Source organism: Providencia sp. PROV024 (assembly GCF_032709665.1).
GTDB classification, from domain to species: domain Bacteria; phylum Pseudomonadota; class Gammaproteobacteria; order Enterobacterales; family Enterobacteriaceae; genus Providencia; species Providencia huashanensis.
On sequence record NZ_CP120545.1, the window covers coordinates 4176544 to 4194669 of the forward strand.

Genomic DNA, 18126 nt, shown 5'->3' on the forward strand with positions numbered 1-18126 from the left:
TTTTACTTATCCCAGTGCCATAGCACACTCATACCGGGCCGCAGCCCATCAATTGGCTCTAATGGATATAAACGAATTTCAAACGTTTTTAAATCAAAGTCACCAGTTGCACGGGTTGCACGCTTTGTTGCGTAATCACCTTTTGGTGCAATATAACGAACCTCAGCCTCAATCACCTTATTGCCTAATGCGGGCACATCAAGTTGAACTTTATCGCCTTTTTTCACATTGACTAAAATATCTTCTCTCAAGTTATAAATGAAATAAGCCTGAGGTAAGCGAATTAATGAAATTAACGGGCTGCCTGCATTGAATAGTTCACCTATTTCTGCTGGGATAGGGCCGACTTCACCGTCAACAGGCGCTCTAACTTGTAGGTCATCAACCTGTACTTGTAGCTCTGTAAGTTTTTGTTCTGCTTGATTCAGAGCTGCTTCGTATTGTTTTCGTAACTCAACACGATCCCCATTCTGCCCCTCTTCTAACCGAGCTTTTGCACCTTGTACTTGAGAATATGCAACATCTTTAGCTTTACGGGCATTATCAAGTTCATTTGCTGAAACATACCCTTTGCTTTTTAAATTACTCAAACGCGCATATTCGCGAGAAGCATTTTGATATTGTGAGTTTGCTTGCGCTAATGTGGCTTTAAGGTCCCGAATAGTCTCTGCTCGGGTCCCGTTAATCGATTGTTCGAGCTGAGCTTTTGCTTGGTCCCTTGCCGCTTTTGAGGCTTCGTATTGCGCTTGCAACTCAGGGCTTTCTAATGTTAATAAAAGCTGCCCTTGTTTGACATCGTCCCCACGCTCGACATGGCGTTCAACCACTCGCCCCTTCGCTTTTGAGGTGACAATAACTTCAGGTGCATCCACTTCTCCCTGCAACAATAAATATTGATTATGGGAATGAAAAAGTGCAGCTGCTGCTATTAAAATGAGCATCAGCAAAATCAGTACTATTGTTCTTTTTTTCATTATTTATGTGAACCTTAAATAATAACGGGGGAAACTATCATCCCTAGAGTATGACAAGAAAATTAAATACAGCGTTAATAAATTCGTGCGCAAGATCACGAAAAGGTAGGGCATTGTCTAATATTGAATCGATTTTTTTCTTATGTCAAATAATGATGAATGTCCTTTACTCAAATGTCGATTACTTAACCAATGACTTACGGTATAATCACTCGCCAAATAAAGACTAAAAATAGACGCTAAAGTGAATAACTCCCGCAATGCAAAATATAACGAGCCATGTTCTAAATAGTTCACATTGTGGGTAGCGACAAGAGAAGACATCTTGGGGAGCGTACATCAGTATATGACCCAAAGAGCTGAACGTAGTCAACCTCCCATAACGTGCACATGACGAGCCATGCTCTAAATAGTTCACATTGTGGGTAGGCGACAAGAGAAGACATCTTGGGGAGCATACATCAGTATATGACCCAAAGAGCTGAACGTAGTCAACCTCCCATAACGTGCACATGACGAGCCATGCTCTAAATAGTTCGCATTGTGGGTAGGCGACGAGGAAACGAGACCCTAGGAGCATACAAAAGTATGTGACTAGGGTGAGATGACAAAGTCAACACCCCCACAATGTGAAATATGACGAGCATGTACGAATTTGATTTAATATTACTCCTACTCCAGCAAATGTGCGTCTACCTTGTTATCGCATGGGCGCTCAGCCGCACCCCACTCGTCATTCCCTTATTGAAAGTCACTATCCGCTTACCCCACAAGGTGATGTGCTACCTGATTTTTTCCGTATTTTGTATTATCGGGACATATTTTGGCTTACATATCAATGATTCCATTGCCAATACTCGGGCAATTGGTGCGGTATTAGGTGGGCTACTTGGCGGCCCTGCTGTTGGGTTTGCCGTTGGTTTTACTGGCGGAATACACCGTTATTCATTAGGAGGGATGAGTGCATTTGCTTGCATGGTTTCGACCATTGTCGAGGGGCTCATTGGTGGCTTAGTCCATCGTTACTATATGAAACGTGGCGAAATTAATAAAATTTTTAACCCAGTTACTGCCAGTTGTGCGACTTTTGTAGCTGAAGTCCTACAAATGCTGATTATTCTATTACTTGCGCGCCCTTTCGATGAAGCCCTTGAGCTGGTGAGAAGTATTGTCGCACCGATGTTAGTCGCTAACACCATTGGTGCAGCCATGTTTATTCGTATTTTACTTGACCGACGCGCAATTGTTGAAAAATACACCACCGCTTTTTCCGCACAGGCCCTTAAAATTGCCTTAACGACCGAAGGTATTCTACGTAAAGGCTTTAATGCGGATAACAGCATGAAAGTTGCCAAAATTATTTACCAAGAACTGGAAATTGGAGCTGTTGCCATTACCGATCGCGAAAAAATACTCGCCTTTATTGGTATTGGGGCAGACCACCACCGACCTGGAACACCAATCTCATCGACACAATCAAGACAAGCCATTGATAATAATGAGGTTGTCTATGCCGATGGGAATGAAACACCGTATAAATGTTCCCTCAGCCCAACTTGTAAACTTGGCTCGGCACTCGTCATTCCCCTACGAGGCGAAAATGACCGAGTGATTGGGACCATAAAACTCTATGAAGCCAAAAATAGCCTATTTAGCTCAATCAACCGTACATTAGGTGAAGGGATTGCCAGCTTGTTTTCAGCTCAAATTTTGGCAGGGCAATACGAACGCAATAAACAATCGCTGCTACAATCAGAAGTAAAATTGCTCCATGCCCAAGTAAACCCTCATTTTTTATTTAATGTACTCAACACGTTGCAGGCCGTGATCCGCAAAGACAGCCAACAAGCGGGGCAATTAGTGCAATATATTTCGACCTTTTTCCGTAATAACTTAAAACGTCCGGAACAAAATGCCACTTTGGGAGAAGAAATTGAACATATCAATGCTTACTTACAAATAGAAAAAGCTCGTTTTCAAGAAAACTTACAGATTTACATCGACATTCCAGAGGAAGTTAAACATGTTGAACTCCCTGCATTTACCTTACAACCTCTTGTTGAAAACGCAATTAAACACGGTACCTCACAGTTATTAGAGACGGGATATATTACAATACGTAGTTATATCGGTAGCGAACACGTCTATATTGAAATTGAAGACAACGCAGGGCTCTACCAATCTGCGAAGCAAAGTGATGGCTTAGGGATGGGCTTGGTCGATAAACGTTTGCGTTTAAAATATGGCGAACAATACGGCATTAGCGTAGAGCATGAGCCAGAAAAATTCACACGAATGAAAATCCGCCTACCGTATTTGGCGGCACCATAATAATGATAATGTAACCCTATGAATGTATTAATTGTTGATGATGAACCACTTGCGCGGGAAAACGTCCGTTGCCTCCTCGAAGAACACGATGATATTGAAATCATTGGCGAATGTGCCAATGCGATAGAAGCTATTGGGATAATCCATAAAAAAAAGCCTGATGTGGTCTTTCTCGATATCCAAATGCCGCGCCTAACTGGCCTTGAAATGGTGCGCATGTTAGATCCTGAAGACCGCCCCTATATTGTCTTTCTAACCGCTTTTAATGAATTTGCTATTCAGGCTTTTGAAGAACATGCTTTTGATTATTTATTAAAACCCCTTGAACCAGAAAGATTGGAGAAAACATTAAGCCGGCTCCGTCAAGGTAAACAAAAACAAAACCTTGAGCTACTGGGTAATAATGAACCACTTAAATTTATTCCGTGTACTGGTCATAGCCGTATTTATTTGATGAAACTCGATGAAGTATTGTATGCAACTTCTCGTTTGAGTGGCGTCTACGTCATGAGTACACAAGGGCAAGAAGGCTTTACTGAACTCACATTACGCACCTTAGAAACTCGTACACCGCTAGTGCGCTGCCATCGCCAATACTTAGTCAATATGACCCAATTAAATGAAATTTTATTTGGCGATAGTGGGCAAGCCGAGTTAGTGCTTAGCTCTGGCGAACGCATCCCCGTTAGCCGCCGTTACCTCAAACCACTAAAAGAGGCATTGGGTTTGGTCTAAATGGCTCTTCGACTTCTCACACATGCACTTGGTGTATAAATTAATAATAAATTTGTACATCAAAACAATTTTTCTATAAACAGAAACATAAGTTTAAAAAACACACAATACGTTATTCTGTATTCCGTGTTGTGTGTTCACCATTTATAGGAACAAAATATATCTAATACAATGTCGCAAAAAGCAGCACGTGAAGGCCTTGGTAACCCTGAGCTCTTTAAGGGGAGCGTTTTTGTAACAAAAAATGGGCAGTCTGAGCTTTTTATTCAAACTAGTGTGGAACGTGAAATAGAGCTAAAAGAAAGAGAGCGCCAAGCAAATGCACTGCTAAAATTGGTGATGGCAGCAAAAGATGATGTTAAAAATAAAAGAACCTTATCACCAGAAGAAGCGCTAGAAAAATTACGTGCAGCAAGAAAATAATGAAAGGAAATTGTGATGGAACAACCATATACGGTCACCCTCGCAGAAACTGCATTATGGTCACTACAGGATGTAGAATCGTTTAAAAAACAATTTTATGAGTAGTATTCAAGCTGCAGCGTTTGTTGATGAGCTACTTCTATCATCCGTAAAAGCAATATCAGAAGATCTTAAACCTTATCGCCCAAATCAAATGTTAGCCAATAATGGTCTACTTATTCGAGAGTGAATCGATATAACTAGCCAATATCGCTGTTTATATGAATTTGATAAGCAAACAAATAACGTCGTTATCCTACTTTTTATTAGCACAGCACAAGATTTAGAAAAAACGCTTTATCGCCACTATATACTTAAATAAAAATGACTAATAAAAAAACCCGCACTTCAAAGTACGGGTTTCGTTTTATTGGGATTAAACTCCCCAAAACCTAGCTATTACGCGTTATGGCTGCTGCTACGACGACGAGGTGCCGCATTAGTACCATCTTGGCGAGGTGCTGCATTGCCACGGTTACCACCGCCACGGCGTTCACCACCACCGTTGCTACGACGCTCACCACCACGGTCATTGCGACGACCTGCACCGAAACCTCCCTCGCTACCACCTTCACGACGAGGACCACCACGACGCTCACCACCGCCACGACGCTCAAACGGTTGTGCATCACCAATCAGTTGCATTTGCATTGGTTTATTTAATACACGTGCACGGCTTAAGTGAGTTAACACTTCGCTTGGCATACCTTTTGGTAACTCAATGGTTGAGTGAGTACCAAACAGTTTGATATTACCAATATAACGGCTACTGATGTCCGCTTCGTTAGCAATCGCACCAACAATATGACGAACTTCCACACCGTCATCGCGACCAACTTCGATACGATACATTTCCATATCGCCAACATCACGGCGCTCACGACGACCCCCACGCTCCCCACGCTCTGCACGGTCAAAACCATTACCATTGCTATTGCGGTCACGACGGTCACCACGGCGATCATCACGGTCGTTGAATTCACGACGCGGACGACGAGGTGCATCTGGTGGTAGGATCAGGGCGCGTTCGCCTTGAGCCATTTTCAGTAACGCTGCTGCTAGAGTTTCCATATCAACATCTTCTGATGGAGACATTTTCGCTAACAGTGAACGATATTGGTCTAAATCGCTGCTTTCTAATTGTTGCTGGATTTTTTCAGCAAATTTTTCCTGACGACGTTGACTTAACAAATCTGCATTTGGCAGTTCAACTTCAGGAATAGTCAGTTTCATCGTACGTTCAACGTTACGTAACAGGCGACGCTCACGGTTCTCAACGAACAGTAAGGCACGGCCCGCACGACCTGCACGGCCAGTACGACCAATACGGTGAACATAAGACTCAGCATCCATAGGGATATCATAGTTAACGACTAAGCTAATACGCTCAACGTCTAAACCACGAGCTGCCACGTCAGTCGCAATCAAGATATCTAAACGACCATCTTTCAGGCGCTCTAATGTCTGCTCACGCAGAGCTTGGTTCATGTCACCATTCAGCGCTGCGCTGTTATAGCCGTTACGCTCTAATGCTTCTGCGACTTCTAATGTTGCATTTTTAGTACGGACGAAAATAATCGCCGCATCAAAATCTTCTGCTTCTAAGAAACGAACCAACGCTTCATTTTTACGCATACCGTAAACAGTCCAGTAGCTTTGAGCAATGTCAGGACGTGTGGTAATGCTTGCCTGAATACGAATCTCTTTAGGTTCTTTCATAAAGCGACGCGTAATACGGCGAATTGGCTCAGGCATTGTCGCAGAGAACAATGCGGTTTGGTGCTCTGCTGGAATTTGGCTCATGATGTTTTCAACATCTTCAATAAAGCCCATTCGTAGCATTTCATCAGCTTCGTCTAAGACTAAGCCTTTTAATTTAGAAAGATCTAAAGTACCACGCTTCAGATGGTCAAGAAGACGGCCAGGTGTACCCACAACGATTTGTGGACCTTGGCGTAACGCGCGCAATTGCACGTCATAACGTTGGCCACCGTATAGAGCAACGACGTTAACGCGGCTCATATGTTTAGAGAAATCGCTCATCGCTTCAGCTACCTGAACAGCCAACTCACGAGTTGGTGCCAGAACTAAAATTTGCGGAGCTTTTAAATCTGGGTCAATGTTTTGCAGTAATGGCAAACTAAATGCAGCGGTTTTACCACTACCGGTTTGTGCCATACCTAATACATCGTTACCATCCATTAACAATGGAATACATTGTTGCTGGATTGGTGATGGTTTTTCGTATCCCAGGTCGTTCAGTGCTGTCAAAATAGATGCTGATAAACCTAAATCAGCAAAAGAAATATCGGTCTCAGTAGTCATGTAAAGGTGCCTCATACATAATGGCAGCCAGTTTACATAACCATGCGAAAATCATTTCGGTCATTTTCATTTAAAATGTGAACTGGCTCAAATTGTGTTTATTAAACGAACAAATAGGCCGTCACCCCGAGGGATGATGACTTAAAAATTAATCATGAAATGTTCGTCAGCTATTGCTGGCCCGATTCTAAAAGGTCGTCTTGTTCTTGGCCTAACAGCGCCAATTCCAACAATGCATAGCGGTGTTCAACAAAGCTGTGAGCGTTGTTAGCTACCGTCAGTTTGAATAACGCAACTGCGCTATTCTTATCCCCCAGACTTAGGTAATGCTTACCTAAATAGAAGTTAGTTTCACTGAGATGCTCAGCGAGCGAAGTGTTATCCGTAGACGTTTCTTTCAAACGCTCCATCAATGTTGTTTCATTGATATTGCCAAGATAGAATTCTACGATATTCCAGCCCCATTGCCCTTTCTCCGCTTGGTTGTAACGAGCAGCAAGATTATCTTGTGCCGTACGCGGGTCTATGTCTTTTTCTACAAGATAAAGCCATAAAACACGAAAAGGATCATTTGGATCTATCTGATAATACGCCAGCAGATCATCCTGCGCTAGTTTGTACCGTTCACCGTAATATAAAGCGATGCCACGATTCATCCGCGCGAAATTGTAAGTTGGATCAAGCTCTAAAACAGAATCAAACGCTTCATAGGCAGCATCATAGTTCCCTGCCTGCGTAAAATATATCCCTAAAAAATTAAAAACTTCAGGAATATCAGGACGTATGGCTAACGCAGTTGAAAAATCATTACGCGCCAGCGCCCTTAAACCTAGACTATCATACAACACACCGCGCTCATATAAAAGCTGTGCGTATTCGTCATCGGTTAAAGACCGGCTCGCAAGGATTTGTTCCATACGAGCCAATATCACTTCTTGTTGCAATGAAGGTTGAAGTGGAACGGCAAAAACCTCGTTCTTTCGCCAATCTTTGCTGCTACATCCAATAATAACAAAAAAGATAAGCGCCAAGAGCACACGCGGTAACGTGCGATAATCTCTTACCCGAAGACAGATACTGTTCAACATACTCCGCCCTTACATTACCACGCATTTACAACAAATTATGGTTTCAGCAAATTTAGGCTGATAGCGCTCTAAACAAATAGAGCGCAGCTAGGTCAACTTATTCTGCTGAGTCCTGAGGTTGCGAACTTGGTTCCTCAGTTGCTACCGCTTCTTTCATGCTAAGGCGGATACGGCCTTGACGGTCGATTTCTAATACCTTAACTGGGACTTCTTGACCCATTTGCAGATAATCAGTCACTTTCTCAACACGCTTATCTGCGATTTGAGAAATGTGTACTAGACCTTCTTTACCGCCACCAATAGCAACGAATGCACCAAAGTCAACGATACGAGTCACTTTACCTGGGTAAATACGACCAACTTCAACTTCAGCAGTAATATCTTCAATACGGCGAATGGCTTCTTTCGCCTTGATACCATCAGTTGCAGCAATTTTCACTGTACCATCATCTTCGATTTCAATCGTAGTGCCTGTTTCTTCCGTTAATGCACGGATGACAGAACCACCTTTACCGATGACATCTTTAATTTTGTCTGGATTGATACGAATCGTATAGATACGTGGTGCAAATTCAGAAATTTCTTCGCGAGGACCATTAATAGCTTGTTCCATCGTCCCCAAGATGTGCAAACGTGCGCCTTTCGCTTGGTTCAGAGCAACCTGCATAATTTCGCTGGTAATCCCTTCGATTTTGATATCCATTTGCAGTGCACTGATACCATCACGGCTACCGGCAACTTTAAAGTCCATATCACCTAAGTGGTCTTCATCACCTAAAATGTCAGATAGGACAACAAAATCGTCACCTTCTTTCACCAGCCCCATTGCAATACCAGCAACAGCAGCTTTAATTGGCACACCTGCATCCATTAATGCGAGTGAAGCGCCACAGACAGAAGCCATAGATGATGAACCGTTAGATTCAGTAATTTCAGATACAACACGGACAGTATATGGGAAATCTGCGTGATCTGGCATTACAGCTAACACACCACGTTTCGCTAAACGACCATGACCAATTTCACGACGTTTCGGTGAACCTACCATACCAGTTTCACCAACAGAGTATGGAGGGAAGTTATAATGGAATAAGAAACGGTCAGTGTATTCGCCCATTAACTGGTCGATAACCTGTGCATCACGCTCTGTACCTAAAGTTGCAGTTACCAGTGCCTGAGTTTCACCACGTGTGAACAATGCAGACCCATGAGTACGTGGCAGAACACCGGTACGCACATCAAGTGCACGAACCATGTCTTTTTCACGACCGTCAATACGAGGTTCACCACGGATAACACGGCTACGTACAACTTGTTTTTCTAAGTTACCTAAAATATCAGCAACTTCAGAAACATCAACGTTTTCATCTTCAGCAACTAATGTAGCAATGACTTCATCTTTGATTAAATCAACTTGCGCGTAACGTTCTTGTTTCTCAGTAATGCGGTAAGCATCACCCATACGGCTTTCTGCTAATGCCGCAATGCGGTCATTTAATGCTTGGTTAACTGGCTCTGGCTGCCAATCCCATTTTTCTTTACCTGCTTCTTTGACCAACTCATTGATGTTTTGAATAACAATTTGTTGTTGGTCGTGGCCAAATACGACCGCACCTAACATTTGTTCTTCGCTTAACAAGTCAGCTTCAGATTCAACCATTAAGACCGCGTTATTGGTACCTGCAACCACTAAATCTAAACGGCTGTTTTTCAGCTCATCAGCTGTTGGGTTAAGAACATATTGGTCATTGATAAAACCAACACGAGCAGCACCGATTGGGCCATTAAATGGCGTGCCAGACAGCGCAAGAGCTGCAGATGCACCGATCATCGCAACGATGTCAGGGTTAACTTGTGGGTTAACAGACACAACTGTAGCAATGATTTGAATTTCGTTTAAAAAACCTTCTGGGAACAGAGGGCGCAGTGGACGGTCAATTAAGCGTGCGATTAACGTTTCGCCTTCACCAGGACGACCTTCACGACGGAAGAAACTCCCTGGGATACGGCCTGCTGCGTATGTACGTTCTTGATAGTTAACAGTTAAAGGGAAGAAATCTTGACCTTCTTTAACTTTCTTCTGAGCAACCGCAGTAACAAATACCGCAGTGTCATCCATGTTAACCATAACAGCGGCTGTCGCTTGACGCGCCATCATTCCCGTTTCAATCGTAACGGTATGTTGACCATATTGGAATTTACGAACAATAGGATTTAACACAATATTACCCTTTTTGTAAGGCTATCTGAGCATCTCGGATAGCATTGGCTTATTCTTCCTACAGCCTCGCGACTAATGAGAAGATTGATATTCAAGTCATCAATGTTCTCATTAGCCGCGCGAATCGGATGTAGCGAAGAGGCATTATTAAAACAACTAATTACAAACCATAGCTTAACATTTAAGTTAAGAACAATTCGAGTATTACTTCAACTTTCAAAATAACTTTTAGAAGAAAAGGGGCCTGTGGCCCCTTTTCTCTGAAACTGACTCTACTCGTCATACTTCAAGTTGCAACGTTGTTGACTACACTCACTCGTACTAGTCACATACTGATGTACATTCCTAGCCACTCACTCATTGGTCGCCTAGCCGCAACTGGAATTATCTAGAGTAAGATTAGCGGCGCAGACCTAAACGCTCAATCAGAGCAGTGTAGCGTGCGATATCTTTACCTTTCAAGTAAGCTTGTAAGCGACGGCGTTGTGCAACCATACGCAACAGACCACGACGGCTGTGGTGATCTTTTTTGTGCTCTGCAAAGTGGCTTTGCAGATGGTTGATTTGTGCAGTCAGCAGAGCGATTTGTACTTCGCTTGAACCAGTGTCATTTTCACCGCGGCCGAACTCAGCAACGATTTTAGCTTTCGCTTCATTACTTAGAGACATAATAAACTCCAAAATGATTAATGTAAGTGATGAGAGCCAATCTCTAATTTAGCATCTCAAGATTAAGCGCCGCTATTCTACGCTGCTTATAACAGCAAAGCAATAAGCGCCACTATGCGGATTGTTCATTTTCCACAACCAAACGCTTTGGTGCCACACGGCCATCTTCGCTAATCAGAGCAATACCGATAAAACGCTGCTCTTCACCGCAAGTCACTCGGACCATGTCCCCTTCAATGAGACCTTCAACATTCGCCCTAACAGGTTGACCCTGTTTAAAGTAAGCCGCTGTTTCTTCAGTAATATTGATAGCTGGGAAATGAACAACCGCGGTATCCATTGGCAATAACAAGCTATCCAGTAATGATTCAAAAGAACCTTCTCCTGCATCTACTTGTGCCCGCAAAGCGGCTAATTGCTCTAATGTTACCATGCGCTCATATGGGTAATTAGCGACTTGAATACGCCGTAGATAAATCACATGAGCGCCACAGCCTAACATTTCGCCTAAATCATCAACAATAGTACGAATATAAGTCCCTTTCGAGCAATGAATTTCCAGTTCTAACTCATTATTTTCTAAACGAATAAACTGTAGTTCATACACAGTAATTGGACGAGCTTCACGCTCAACCGTAATCCCTTTACGTGCATATTCATACAATGGACGACCTTGGTGTTTTAATGCGGAATACATCGAAGGTACTTGCAGTGTATCGCCTCGGAAAAACGCTAAGGCGTCATCTAACTGTTGCGGCGTAAACTCAACGTTACGCTCGCTGATGATTTCGCCATGAGAATCCGATGTATCAGTACGTTGACCTAAACGAGCTACTACACGATAACGCTTATCTGAATCGAGTAAAAATTGGGAAAACTTCGTTGCTTCACCAAGGCAAACGGGCAACATACCTGTTGCTAACGGATCAAGCGCCCCTGTATGCCCAGCTTTATTAGCATTAAAAAAGCGCCGCACTTTTTGCAGCGCATCATTAGAAGAAATATCCGTAGGTTTATCCAGCAGCACTACACCGTCGATATCACGGCCGCTACGACGACGCCCCATTATTTTTCCTCTTTATCATCTGCATCAGCACGACGTTTTTCATCATCGCGAATGACATTCGAAACGAGGTTAGACATACGCATACCATCAACCAAAGAACTATCATAAGAGAATGTCAGTTCAGGAATAACACGTAAGCGCATGGCTTTACCTAATAAAGAACGAATAAAACCTGAAGCTTCATTCAGCGCTTTAATGCCTTCTTTTACCATATCAGACTCATGTTCTTCATGAGAGATATTTAAAAACGTAACGAATACTTTACCGTATGCCAAGTCCCTAGACAGTTCAACACCAGAAACCGTTGCCATACCAATGCGAGGATCCTTCACTTCACGTTGCAAAATGATTGCAATTTCTTTTTGCATTTCTTGTGCAACGCGCTGAGAACGACTGAATTCTCTTGCCATTGTTCTATCTCCTGACAAATTGGGGGGCTAAGCCCCCCAATGGAAAATAAAGTATGAAGATATTTACCCGATTCGCTTTATAACAAAGTGATATTACGGGTATCTATAAAATTAACCGTCGATCGAACGCTTAACTTCAATAACTTCGAAGACTTCAATCATATCGCCGACACGAACATCGTTGTAGTTCTTAACACCGATACCACATTCCATGCCGTTACGAACTTCAGCAACATCATCTTTAAAGCGACGCAGAGACTCTAACTCACCTTCGTAGATAACCACGTTGTCACGCAGTACACGAATTGGGTTATTACGCTTGATGGTACCTTCTGTAACCATACAACCTGCAACAGCACCAAATTTCGGTGATTTAAATACATCGCGGACTTCTGCAAGACCAATGATTTGTTGTTTGTATTCAGGTGCCAACATACCGCTCATTGCTTGTTTGATTTCATCAATCAAGCTATAGATAACGGAATAGTAACGTAAATCAACGCTTTCACTTTCAATGACACGACGCGCAGATGCATCTGCACGGACGTTAAAGCCAAGAATGATAGCATTTGATGCCGCTGCCAATGTTGCATCTGTCTCAGTGATACCACCAACGCCAGAACCGATGATTTTAATTTTAACTTCATCAGTTGACAGTTTCATCAGAGAGTCAGTGATCGCTTCACAAGTACCTTGAACGTCAGTTTTCAGCACGATATTCAGTTCAGAAACTTTACCTTCTTCCATGTTCGCAAACATATTTTCCAGTTTAGATTTCTGCTGGCGCGCTAATTTAACATCGCGGAATTTACCTTGACGATATAGAGCAACTTCACGGGCTTTTTTCTCATCACGAACTACTGTCGCTTCATCACCAGCAGATGGGACGCTTGATAGCCCCAAAATTTCAACTGGCATAGAAGGGCCTGCAGATTGAACTTCTTTACCTAATTCGTTACGCATTGCACGAATACGGCCATATTCAAACCCACATAAGACGATATCGCCTTTGTTCAGTGTACCTTCTTGAACTAAGATAGTTGCCACTGGGCCACGACCTTTGTCTAAGTAAGATTCAACAACAACACCGCTTGCCATTCCTGCATAAACTGCTTTCAGTTCTAAAACCTCAGCTTGCAGTAAGATAGCATCCAGTAGGTCATCAATACCTGTACCTTTCTTAGCTGATACGCTAATGAACTGAGTATCACCACCCCAATCTTCGGAAATAACACCGTATTGAGATAACTCATTTCTGACGCGGTCTGGATCAGCTTCTGGCTTATCGATTTTGTTGACTGCAACCACAATTGGTACACCCGCTGCTTTCGCATGCTGAATAGCTTCAATTGTTTGTGGCATAACACCATCATCGGCAGCAACAACAAGGATAACGATATCCGTTGCTTGTGCTCCACGAGCACGCATAGAGGTAAACGCGGCGTGACCTGGGGTATCTAAGAAGGTAATCATACCTTTATCGGTCTGTACGTGGTACGCACCGATATGCTGAGTAATACCACCGGCTTCACCTGATGCCACTTTCGTTGAACGAATGTAGTCAAGTAAAGACGTTTTACCATGGTCAACGTGACCCATAATAGTAACAACTGGTGCGCGTGGTTCTTGTAATGCAGAGCCTGTATCACGGTCATTCATTACCGCTTCTTCTAGCTCATTTTCACGACGCAGAATAACTTTGTGACCCATTTCTTCTGCAACAAGCTGTGCAGTTTCTTGGTCAATCACTTGGTTGATAGTCGCCATAGCGCCCATCTTCATCATTGTTTTGATGACTTGAGAGCCTTTAACCGCCATTTTATTAGCAAGTTCGCCTACAGTGATCGTTTCACCAATGATAACATCGCGGTTTACCGCAGCAGCTGGCTTAGTAAAGCTTTGCTGTAAGGAACTGCCTTTACGTTGTTTACCTTTAGTACGACCTGAACGACCTGCTGCACGCTCTTCTTCGCGATCAGCTTTCTCTGAAAGCTTGTTACCTTTTTTCTGGCGAGGTGCTTTAGCGGTACGGTTACGAGAACGACGGCCTTCTTCTTTCGCATCATTTTCATCTTCAGCGGCACGAGCGTGCGTAGAAGTGGTTGTATGATAATCGCTGTCTTCTTCAGTTTTAGTTTCAGCCGTCCATTTTTCGCCATTTTCTTCAGCCATTTTACGGGCTTCTTCAGCAACACGACGCGCTTCTGCTTCAACTTTACGTTGAGTTTCTTCTTCAGCTTTGCGTTTTAGCTCTGCAGCTTCAGCTTCACGGCGTTGTTTGTCGGCATTAGTTTCAGACGATTTGCCTGCTTTTTGATGATTTTCGCTTGGTTTCACTTTTTCTCTTTCCGCTGCTTCGCGCGTAGCTTTATCTGCTGCTTCACGTTTTGCTTTATCTTCGGCATCACGTTTTGCGTTTGCTTCTGCTTCGCGTTTTGCAGCTTCTTCTGCTAATCGCTTAGCTTGTGCTTCACGTTGTGCCAGTTCTTCAGCTTCGCGCTGTGCCTGCTCTTCCGCTTCACGCTGTGCCTGCTCTTCCGCTTTCGCTTCTTCAGCGTCACGGTTCACATAAGTGCGTTTTTTGCGGACTTCAACATTTACCGATTTGCTTTTGCCACCGGTGACCGGAACACTCAACGTACTACGAGTTTTACGTTGTAGTGTTAACTTACTTGGCTGACCCGCCGCCCCGCCTTGTTCGCGGTTTAGGTGGTTCAGTAAAGCTTCTTTTTCTGACTGGCTAACAGAGTCATTCTCACTTTTTTTGATCCCTGCTTCAGCAAATTGCTGTACCAGGCGATCAACTGTGATTTGAATTTCCGTTGCCAATGTTTTTACAGTTTCTGTCATGCCGTTCCTTCCTGCTACAGTGTTTACGCATCGTTACCGAACCAGCAAATATTACGTGCGGCCATGATGAGCGTACCTGCTTTCTCATCATCCAGACCTTCAATATCAATCAGGTCGTCGATGCCCTGCTCAGCAAGATCTTCCAGTGTACAGATTCCACGAGTAGCCAAGTTATAGGCAAGAGTACGATCCATACCGTCAAGATTCAACAAATCTTCTGCTGGCTGATTATCACCTAGGCTCTCTTTTTGAGCCAACTCAATTGTGGTGAGGGCAGCTTTCGCTCTTTCACGTAGAACTTCAACGGTATCTTCATCAAGACCGTCAATTTCCAGAAGTTCATTAATAGGCACGTAAGCCAGTTCTTCTAACGTAGAGAAGCCTTCTTCAACAAGTGCAGTGGCGAACTCTTCATCAATATCAAGATGCTTGGTGAATGTATCAATAGAAGCATGTGCTTCTGCCTGATGTTTTGCATTTAGCTCTTCTGCGGTCATGACATTCAGTTCCCATTTGTCATCACCACGGTGTTTTTTCAGCAACTGAGCAGCTAGACGAACGTTTTGACCGTTACGCCCTATTGCTTGTGCCAAGTTACTGCTTTCTACGGCAACATCCATCGTGCATTTGTCTTCATCGACGACGATAGATGCAACATCAGCCGGAGCCATTGCATTAATAACGAACTGAGCTGGGTTATCATCCCATAACACAATATCGATTCTCTCGCCGCCTAACTCACTAGAAACGGCTTGAACTCGCGCACCACGCATACCAACACAAGCACCAACTGGGTCGATACGTTTATCGTTAGTTTTTACAGCGATTTTTGCACGAGAACCTGGATCACGCGCAGCGGCTTTAATTTCAATAATTTCTTCGCCAATTTCAGGCACTTCAATGCGGAATAATTCAACCAACATTTCCGGGCGAGAACGCGTAACAAAAAGTTGTGCGCCGCGAGCTTCAGGACGGACATCATACAGGACTCCGCGTATGCGGTCACCTGGGCGGAAGTTTTCACGTGGCAACATATCTTCACGCAGAATAACCGCTTCAGCGTTATTACCTAAGTCTAACGTGATGTTTTCACGGTTAACTTTCTTCACTTGAGCAGTGATAATTTCGCCTTGTTGCTCACGGAATTGGTCAACAACCATAGCACGTTCAGCTTCACGAACTTTCTGAACAATAACTTGTTTTGCAGTTTGTGTTGTAATGCGGTCAAACACAACAGATTCGATCTGGTCTTCAACATACTCACCTAGTTGCAGTGAAGGGTCTTCGTATTGCGCTGCTTCTAATGTGATTTCGCGAGTTGGCATTGTCACTTCATCGACAATTAACCAACGACGGAACGTATCAAAATCACCGGATTTACGGTCAATCTCAACACGAACATCGATTTCTTGCTCATATTTCTTTTTGGTTGCCGTCGCTAATGCCGTTTCCAGAGCCTCGAAGATTTTTTCACGAGGGAGGGATTTTTCGTTAGAAACCGCTTCTACAACAGCCAGAATTTCTTTATTCATCCTAGTTGCCTCATTGAACTTTATTAAAAGTGGGGTACCAAGTTAGCTTTCTGGATGTTGCCGAGGGCGAACACCTCATCCTTACCATCTACAGTAACCGTAATCATTTCACCGTCTACGGCTTTGATAATTCCTTGCCATTTACGGCGGTTCTGCATTGCTATACGCAAAGTTAACGCCACCTCTTCACCAACAAAACGCTCGTAATGAGCGACTGTGAATAATGGGCGCTCAAGCCCAGGTGACGATATTTCAAGGTTATAAATAACAGAAATTGGATCTTCGACATCCAATACTGCACTAACCTGATGGCTGACATCAGCACAATCGTCAACAGTGATGCCTTCTTCACTATCAATGAAGACACGCAGTGTCGATGTGCGACCACGGACAAACTCTAAGCCAACAAATTCAAAGCCTAGCGCCTCCACAGGTGCTGAAATCATCTCTGTTAATTGCTGTTCTAATGTGGACAAGCCCACCCCCAGACATAAAAAAAGGGCTATAAAAGCCCAGTTAATTCGATTGTCAAATAACAAAAAACCCCGAAATTCGGGGCTTTATGCAACTGGACCCTGTAGTGCACGGGTTCACCATATTCTTATTATACCTGCAAAGTCTAGAGAAATCGATGAGAAATTTTGGGAGCTATTAGATAACTACACTTGATTGCTACATCTGACAACAACTCTGACTACGATACTGACAAGGTATGTTGAATAAGAAATGGTTGCGGGAGCCGGATTTGAACCGACGACCTTCGGGTTATGAGCCCGACGAGCTACCAAGCTGCTCCATCCCGCGTTCGAAAACGTGACATATTCTACACTGATAACTCGTAAACTACAAGCTATCAAAATAATGGTGCCGAGGACGGGACTTGAACCCGTACGCCCGTTTTGTAGGCACTACCACCTCAAGGTAGCGTGTATACCAATTTCACCACCTCGGCACTGAGGCGAGGTTATCAATTTAAAATCAATAACCTCAAATTTTTAACTTCTTGCTCATTTCTGAGCTTACTACTTAATGATGACAATAACTGCCTTCATTCGGAATCTTTAACACTTAACGAGGAATATCGCTCGTTGGTGTAGCTGGTGCTGCCGGCACGTCTGTTGGTTGCTCGACTTTCGCAGGTTCACTAATGTTTTCCCACTTACTACCACTACCAGTTCCATACTTATTTGCAGTCATATTGCCAAGTATTAAACTGATGATGAAAAACACAGCAGCCAAGATTCCAGTCATACGAGTCATGAAGTTACCTGAACCCGATGAGCCAAACAGTGTTGCAGAAGCACCCGCACCGAATGATGCACCCATGTCAGCACCTTTACCTTGCTGTAACATAATCAGAGCAATAAGTCCGATAGCTGCTAGCAGGAAAATAATTAAAAGAGCTATGTACATTTGAGTTACCTATTCAGTTACGGTGCATAGCCTAATGCTATGACCTTTAT

General features: G+C 43.4%; 15 protein-coding genes and 2 tRNA genes. 4 read left to right on the forward strand and 13 right to left on the reverse strand.

Features of this window, described 5'->3' with window-relative positions; translation table 11 throughout:
- Positions 1 to 2: 2 nt before the first annotated feature.
- A complete protein-coding gene (locus tag P3L56_RS19260) occupies positions 3 to 974 on the reverse strand; it encodes an HlyD family secretion protein (RefSeq protein ID WP_042845733.1) in 972 nt (323 codons plus the stop codon).
- A gap of 645 nt (positions 975 to 1619) precedes the next feature.
- Here P3L56_RS19260 and P3L56_RS19265 point away from each other — a divergent pair.
- From P3L56_RS19265 to P3L56_RS19280, 4 genes are all read left to right on the forward strand, one after another.
- A complete protein-coding gene (locus P3L56_RS19265) occupies positions 1620 to 3305 on the forward strand; it encodes a sensor histidine kinase (RefSeq protein WP_048605862.1) in 1686 nt (561 codons plus the stop codon).
- A gap of 18 nt (positions 3306 to 3323) precedes the next feature.
- Positions 3324 to 4040 (forward strand): two-component system response regulator BtsR, encoded by a 717-nt coding sequence (gene btsR / locus P3L56_RS19270; protein WP_042845734.1) that lies wholly within the window; start codon positions 3324 to 3326, stop codon positions 4038 to 4040.
- Between the two features lie 159 nt (positions 4041 to 4199).
- Positions 4200 to 4463, forward strand: a complete 264-nt coding sequence (locus P3L56_RS19275; RefSeq protein ID WP_166685241.1) for a hypothetical protein — start codon at positions 4200 to 4202, stop codon at positions 4461 to 4463.
- Between the two features lie 97 nt (positions 4464 to 4560).
- Positions 4561 to 4692 carry a hypothetical protein gene (locus tag P3L56_RS19280; RefSeq protein WP_269820007.1) on the forward strand — a complete coding sequence of 44 codons (132 nt, stop codon included), beginning with the start codon at positions 4561 to 4563 and terminating at the stop codon, positions 4690 to 4692.
- A gap of 209 nt (positions 4693 to 4901) precedes the next feature.
- On the opposite strand, the gene P3L56_RS19285 is transcribed toward P3L56_RS19280, so the two are convergent.
- From P3L56_RS19285 to secG, 12 genes are all read right to left on the reverse strand, one after another.
- Complete coding sequence (locus P3L56_RS19285; protein ID WP_166685221.1) at positions 4902 to 6827, reverse strand: DEAD/DEAH family ATP-dependent RNA helicase; 1926 nt, start codon at positions 6825 to 6827, stop codon at positions 4902 to 4904.
- A gap of 170 nt (positions 6828 to 6997) precedes the next feature.
- Positions 6998 to 7915: a lipoprotein NlpI gene (gene nlpI, locus P3L56_RS19290; RefSeq protein ID WP_225833090.1), complete on the reverse strand. Its 918-nt coding sequence runs from the start codon at positions 7913 to 7915 to the stop codon at positions 6998 to 7000.
- Positions 7916 to 8012: 97 nt separating this feature from the next.
- Complete coding sequence (gene pnp / locus P3L56_RS19295) at positions 8013 to 10136, reverse strand: polyribonucleotide nucleotidyltransferase (protein ID WP_048605846.1); 2124 nt, start codon at positions 10134 to 10136, stop codon at positions 8013 to 8015.
- A gap of 399 nt (positions 10137 to 10535) precedes the next feature.
- The gene (rpsO, locus tag P3L56_RS19300; RefSeq protein ID WP_004905890.1) at positions 10536 to 10805 is read right to left on the reverse strand and encodes a 30S ribosomal protein S15; all 270 of its coding nucleotides are present in this window, start codon (positions 10803 to 10805) and stop codon (positions 10536 to 10538) included.
- Positions 10806 to 10917: 112 nt separating this feature from the next.
- Positions 10918 to 11871 carry a tRNA pseudouridine(55) synthase TruB gene (gene truB / locus P3L56_RS19305; protein WP_042845737.1) on the reverse strand — a complete coding sequence of 318 codons (954 nt, stop codon included), beginning with the start codon at positions 11869 to 11871 and terminating at the stop codon, positions 10918 to 10920.
- Complete coding sequence (rbfA, locus tag P3L56_RS19310; protein WP_042845738.1) at positions 11871 to 12281, reverse strand: 30S ribosome-binding factor RbfA; 411 nt, start codon at positions 12279 to 12281, stop codon at positions 11871 to 11873. The genes truB and rbfA overlap by 1 nt, the downstream gene beginning before the upstream one ends.
- A gap of 111 nt (positions 12282 to 12392) precedes the next feature.
- Positions 12393 to 15131, reverse strand: a complete 2739-nt coding sequence (gene infB, locus P3L56_RS19315) for a translation initiation factor IF-2 (RefSeq protein ID WP_042845740.1) — start codon at positions 15129 to 15131, stop codon at positions 12393 to 12395.
- Between the two features lie 23 nt (positions 15132 to 15154).
- Entirely contained in the window at positions 15155 to 16663 is a 1509-nt protein-coding gene (gene nusA / locus P3L56_RS19320; RefSeq protein ID WP_210831502.1) for a transcription termination factor NusA, read from the reverse strand.
- A 23-nt stretch (positions 16664 to 16686) separates the two neighbouring features.
- Complete coding sequence (gene rimP, locus P3L56_RS19325; protein WP_042845961.1) at positions 16687 to 17139, reverse strand: ribosome maturation factor RimP; 453 nt, start codon at positions 17137 to 17139, stop codon at positions 16687 to 16689.
- A gap of 251 nt (positions 17140 to 17390) precedes the next feature.
- A tRNA-Met gene (locus P3L56_RS19330) sits at positions 17391 to 17467 on the reverse strand.
- Between the two features lie 58 nt (positions 17468 to 17525).
- Positions 17526 to 17615 (reverse strand) — tRNA-Leu (locus P3L56_RS19335).
- Positions 17616 to 17731: 116 nt separating this feature from the next.
- Complete coding sequence (gene secG, locus P3L56_RS19340) at positions 17732 to 18076, reverse strand: preprotein translocase subunit SecG (RefSeq protein ID WP_042845742.1); 345 nt, start codon at positions 18074 to 18076, stop codon at positions 17732 to 17734.
- Positions 18077 to 18126: the final 50 nt, after the last annotated feature.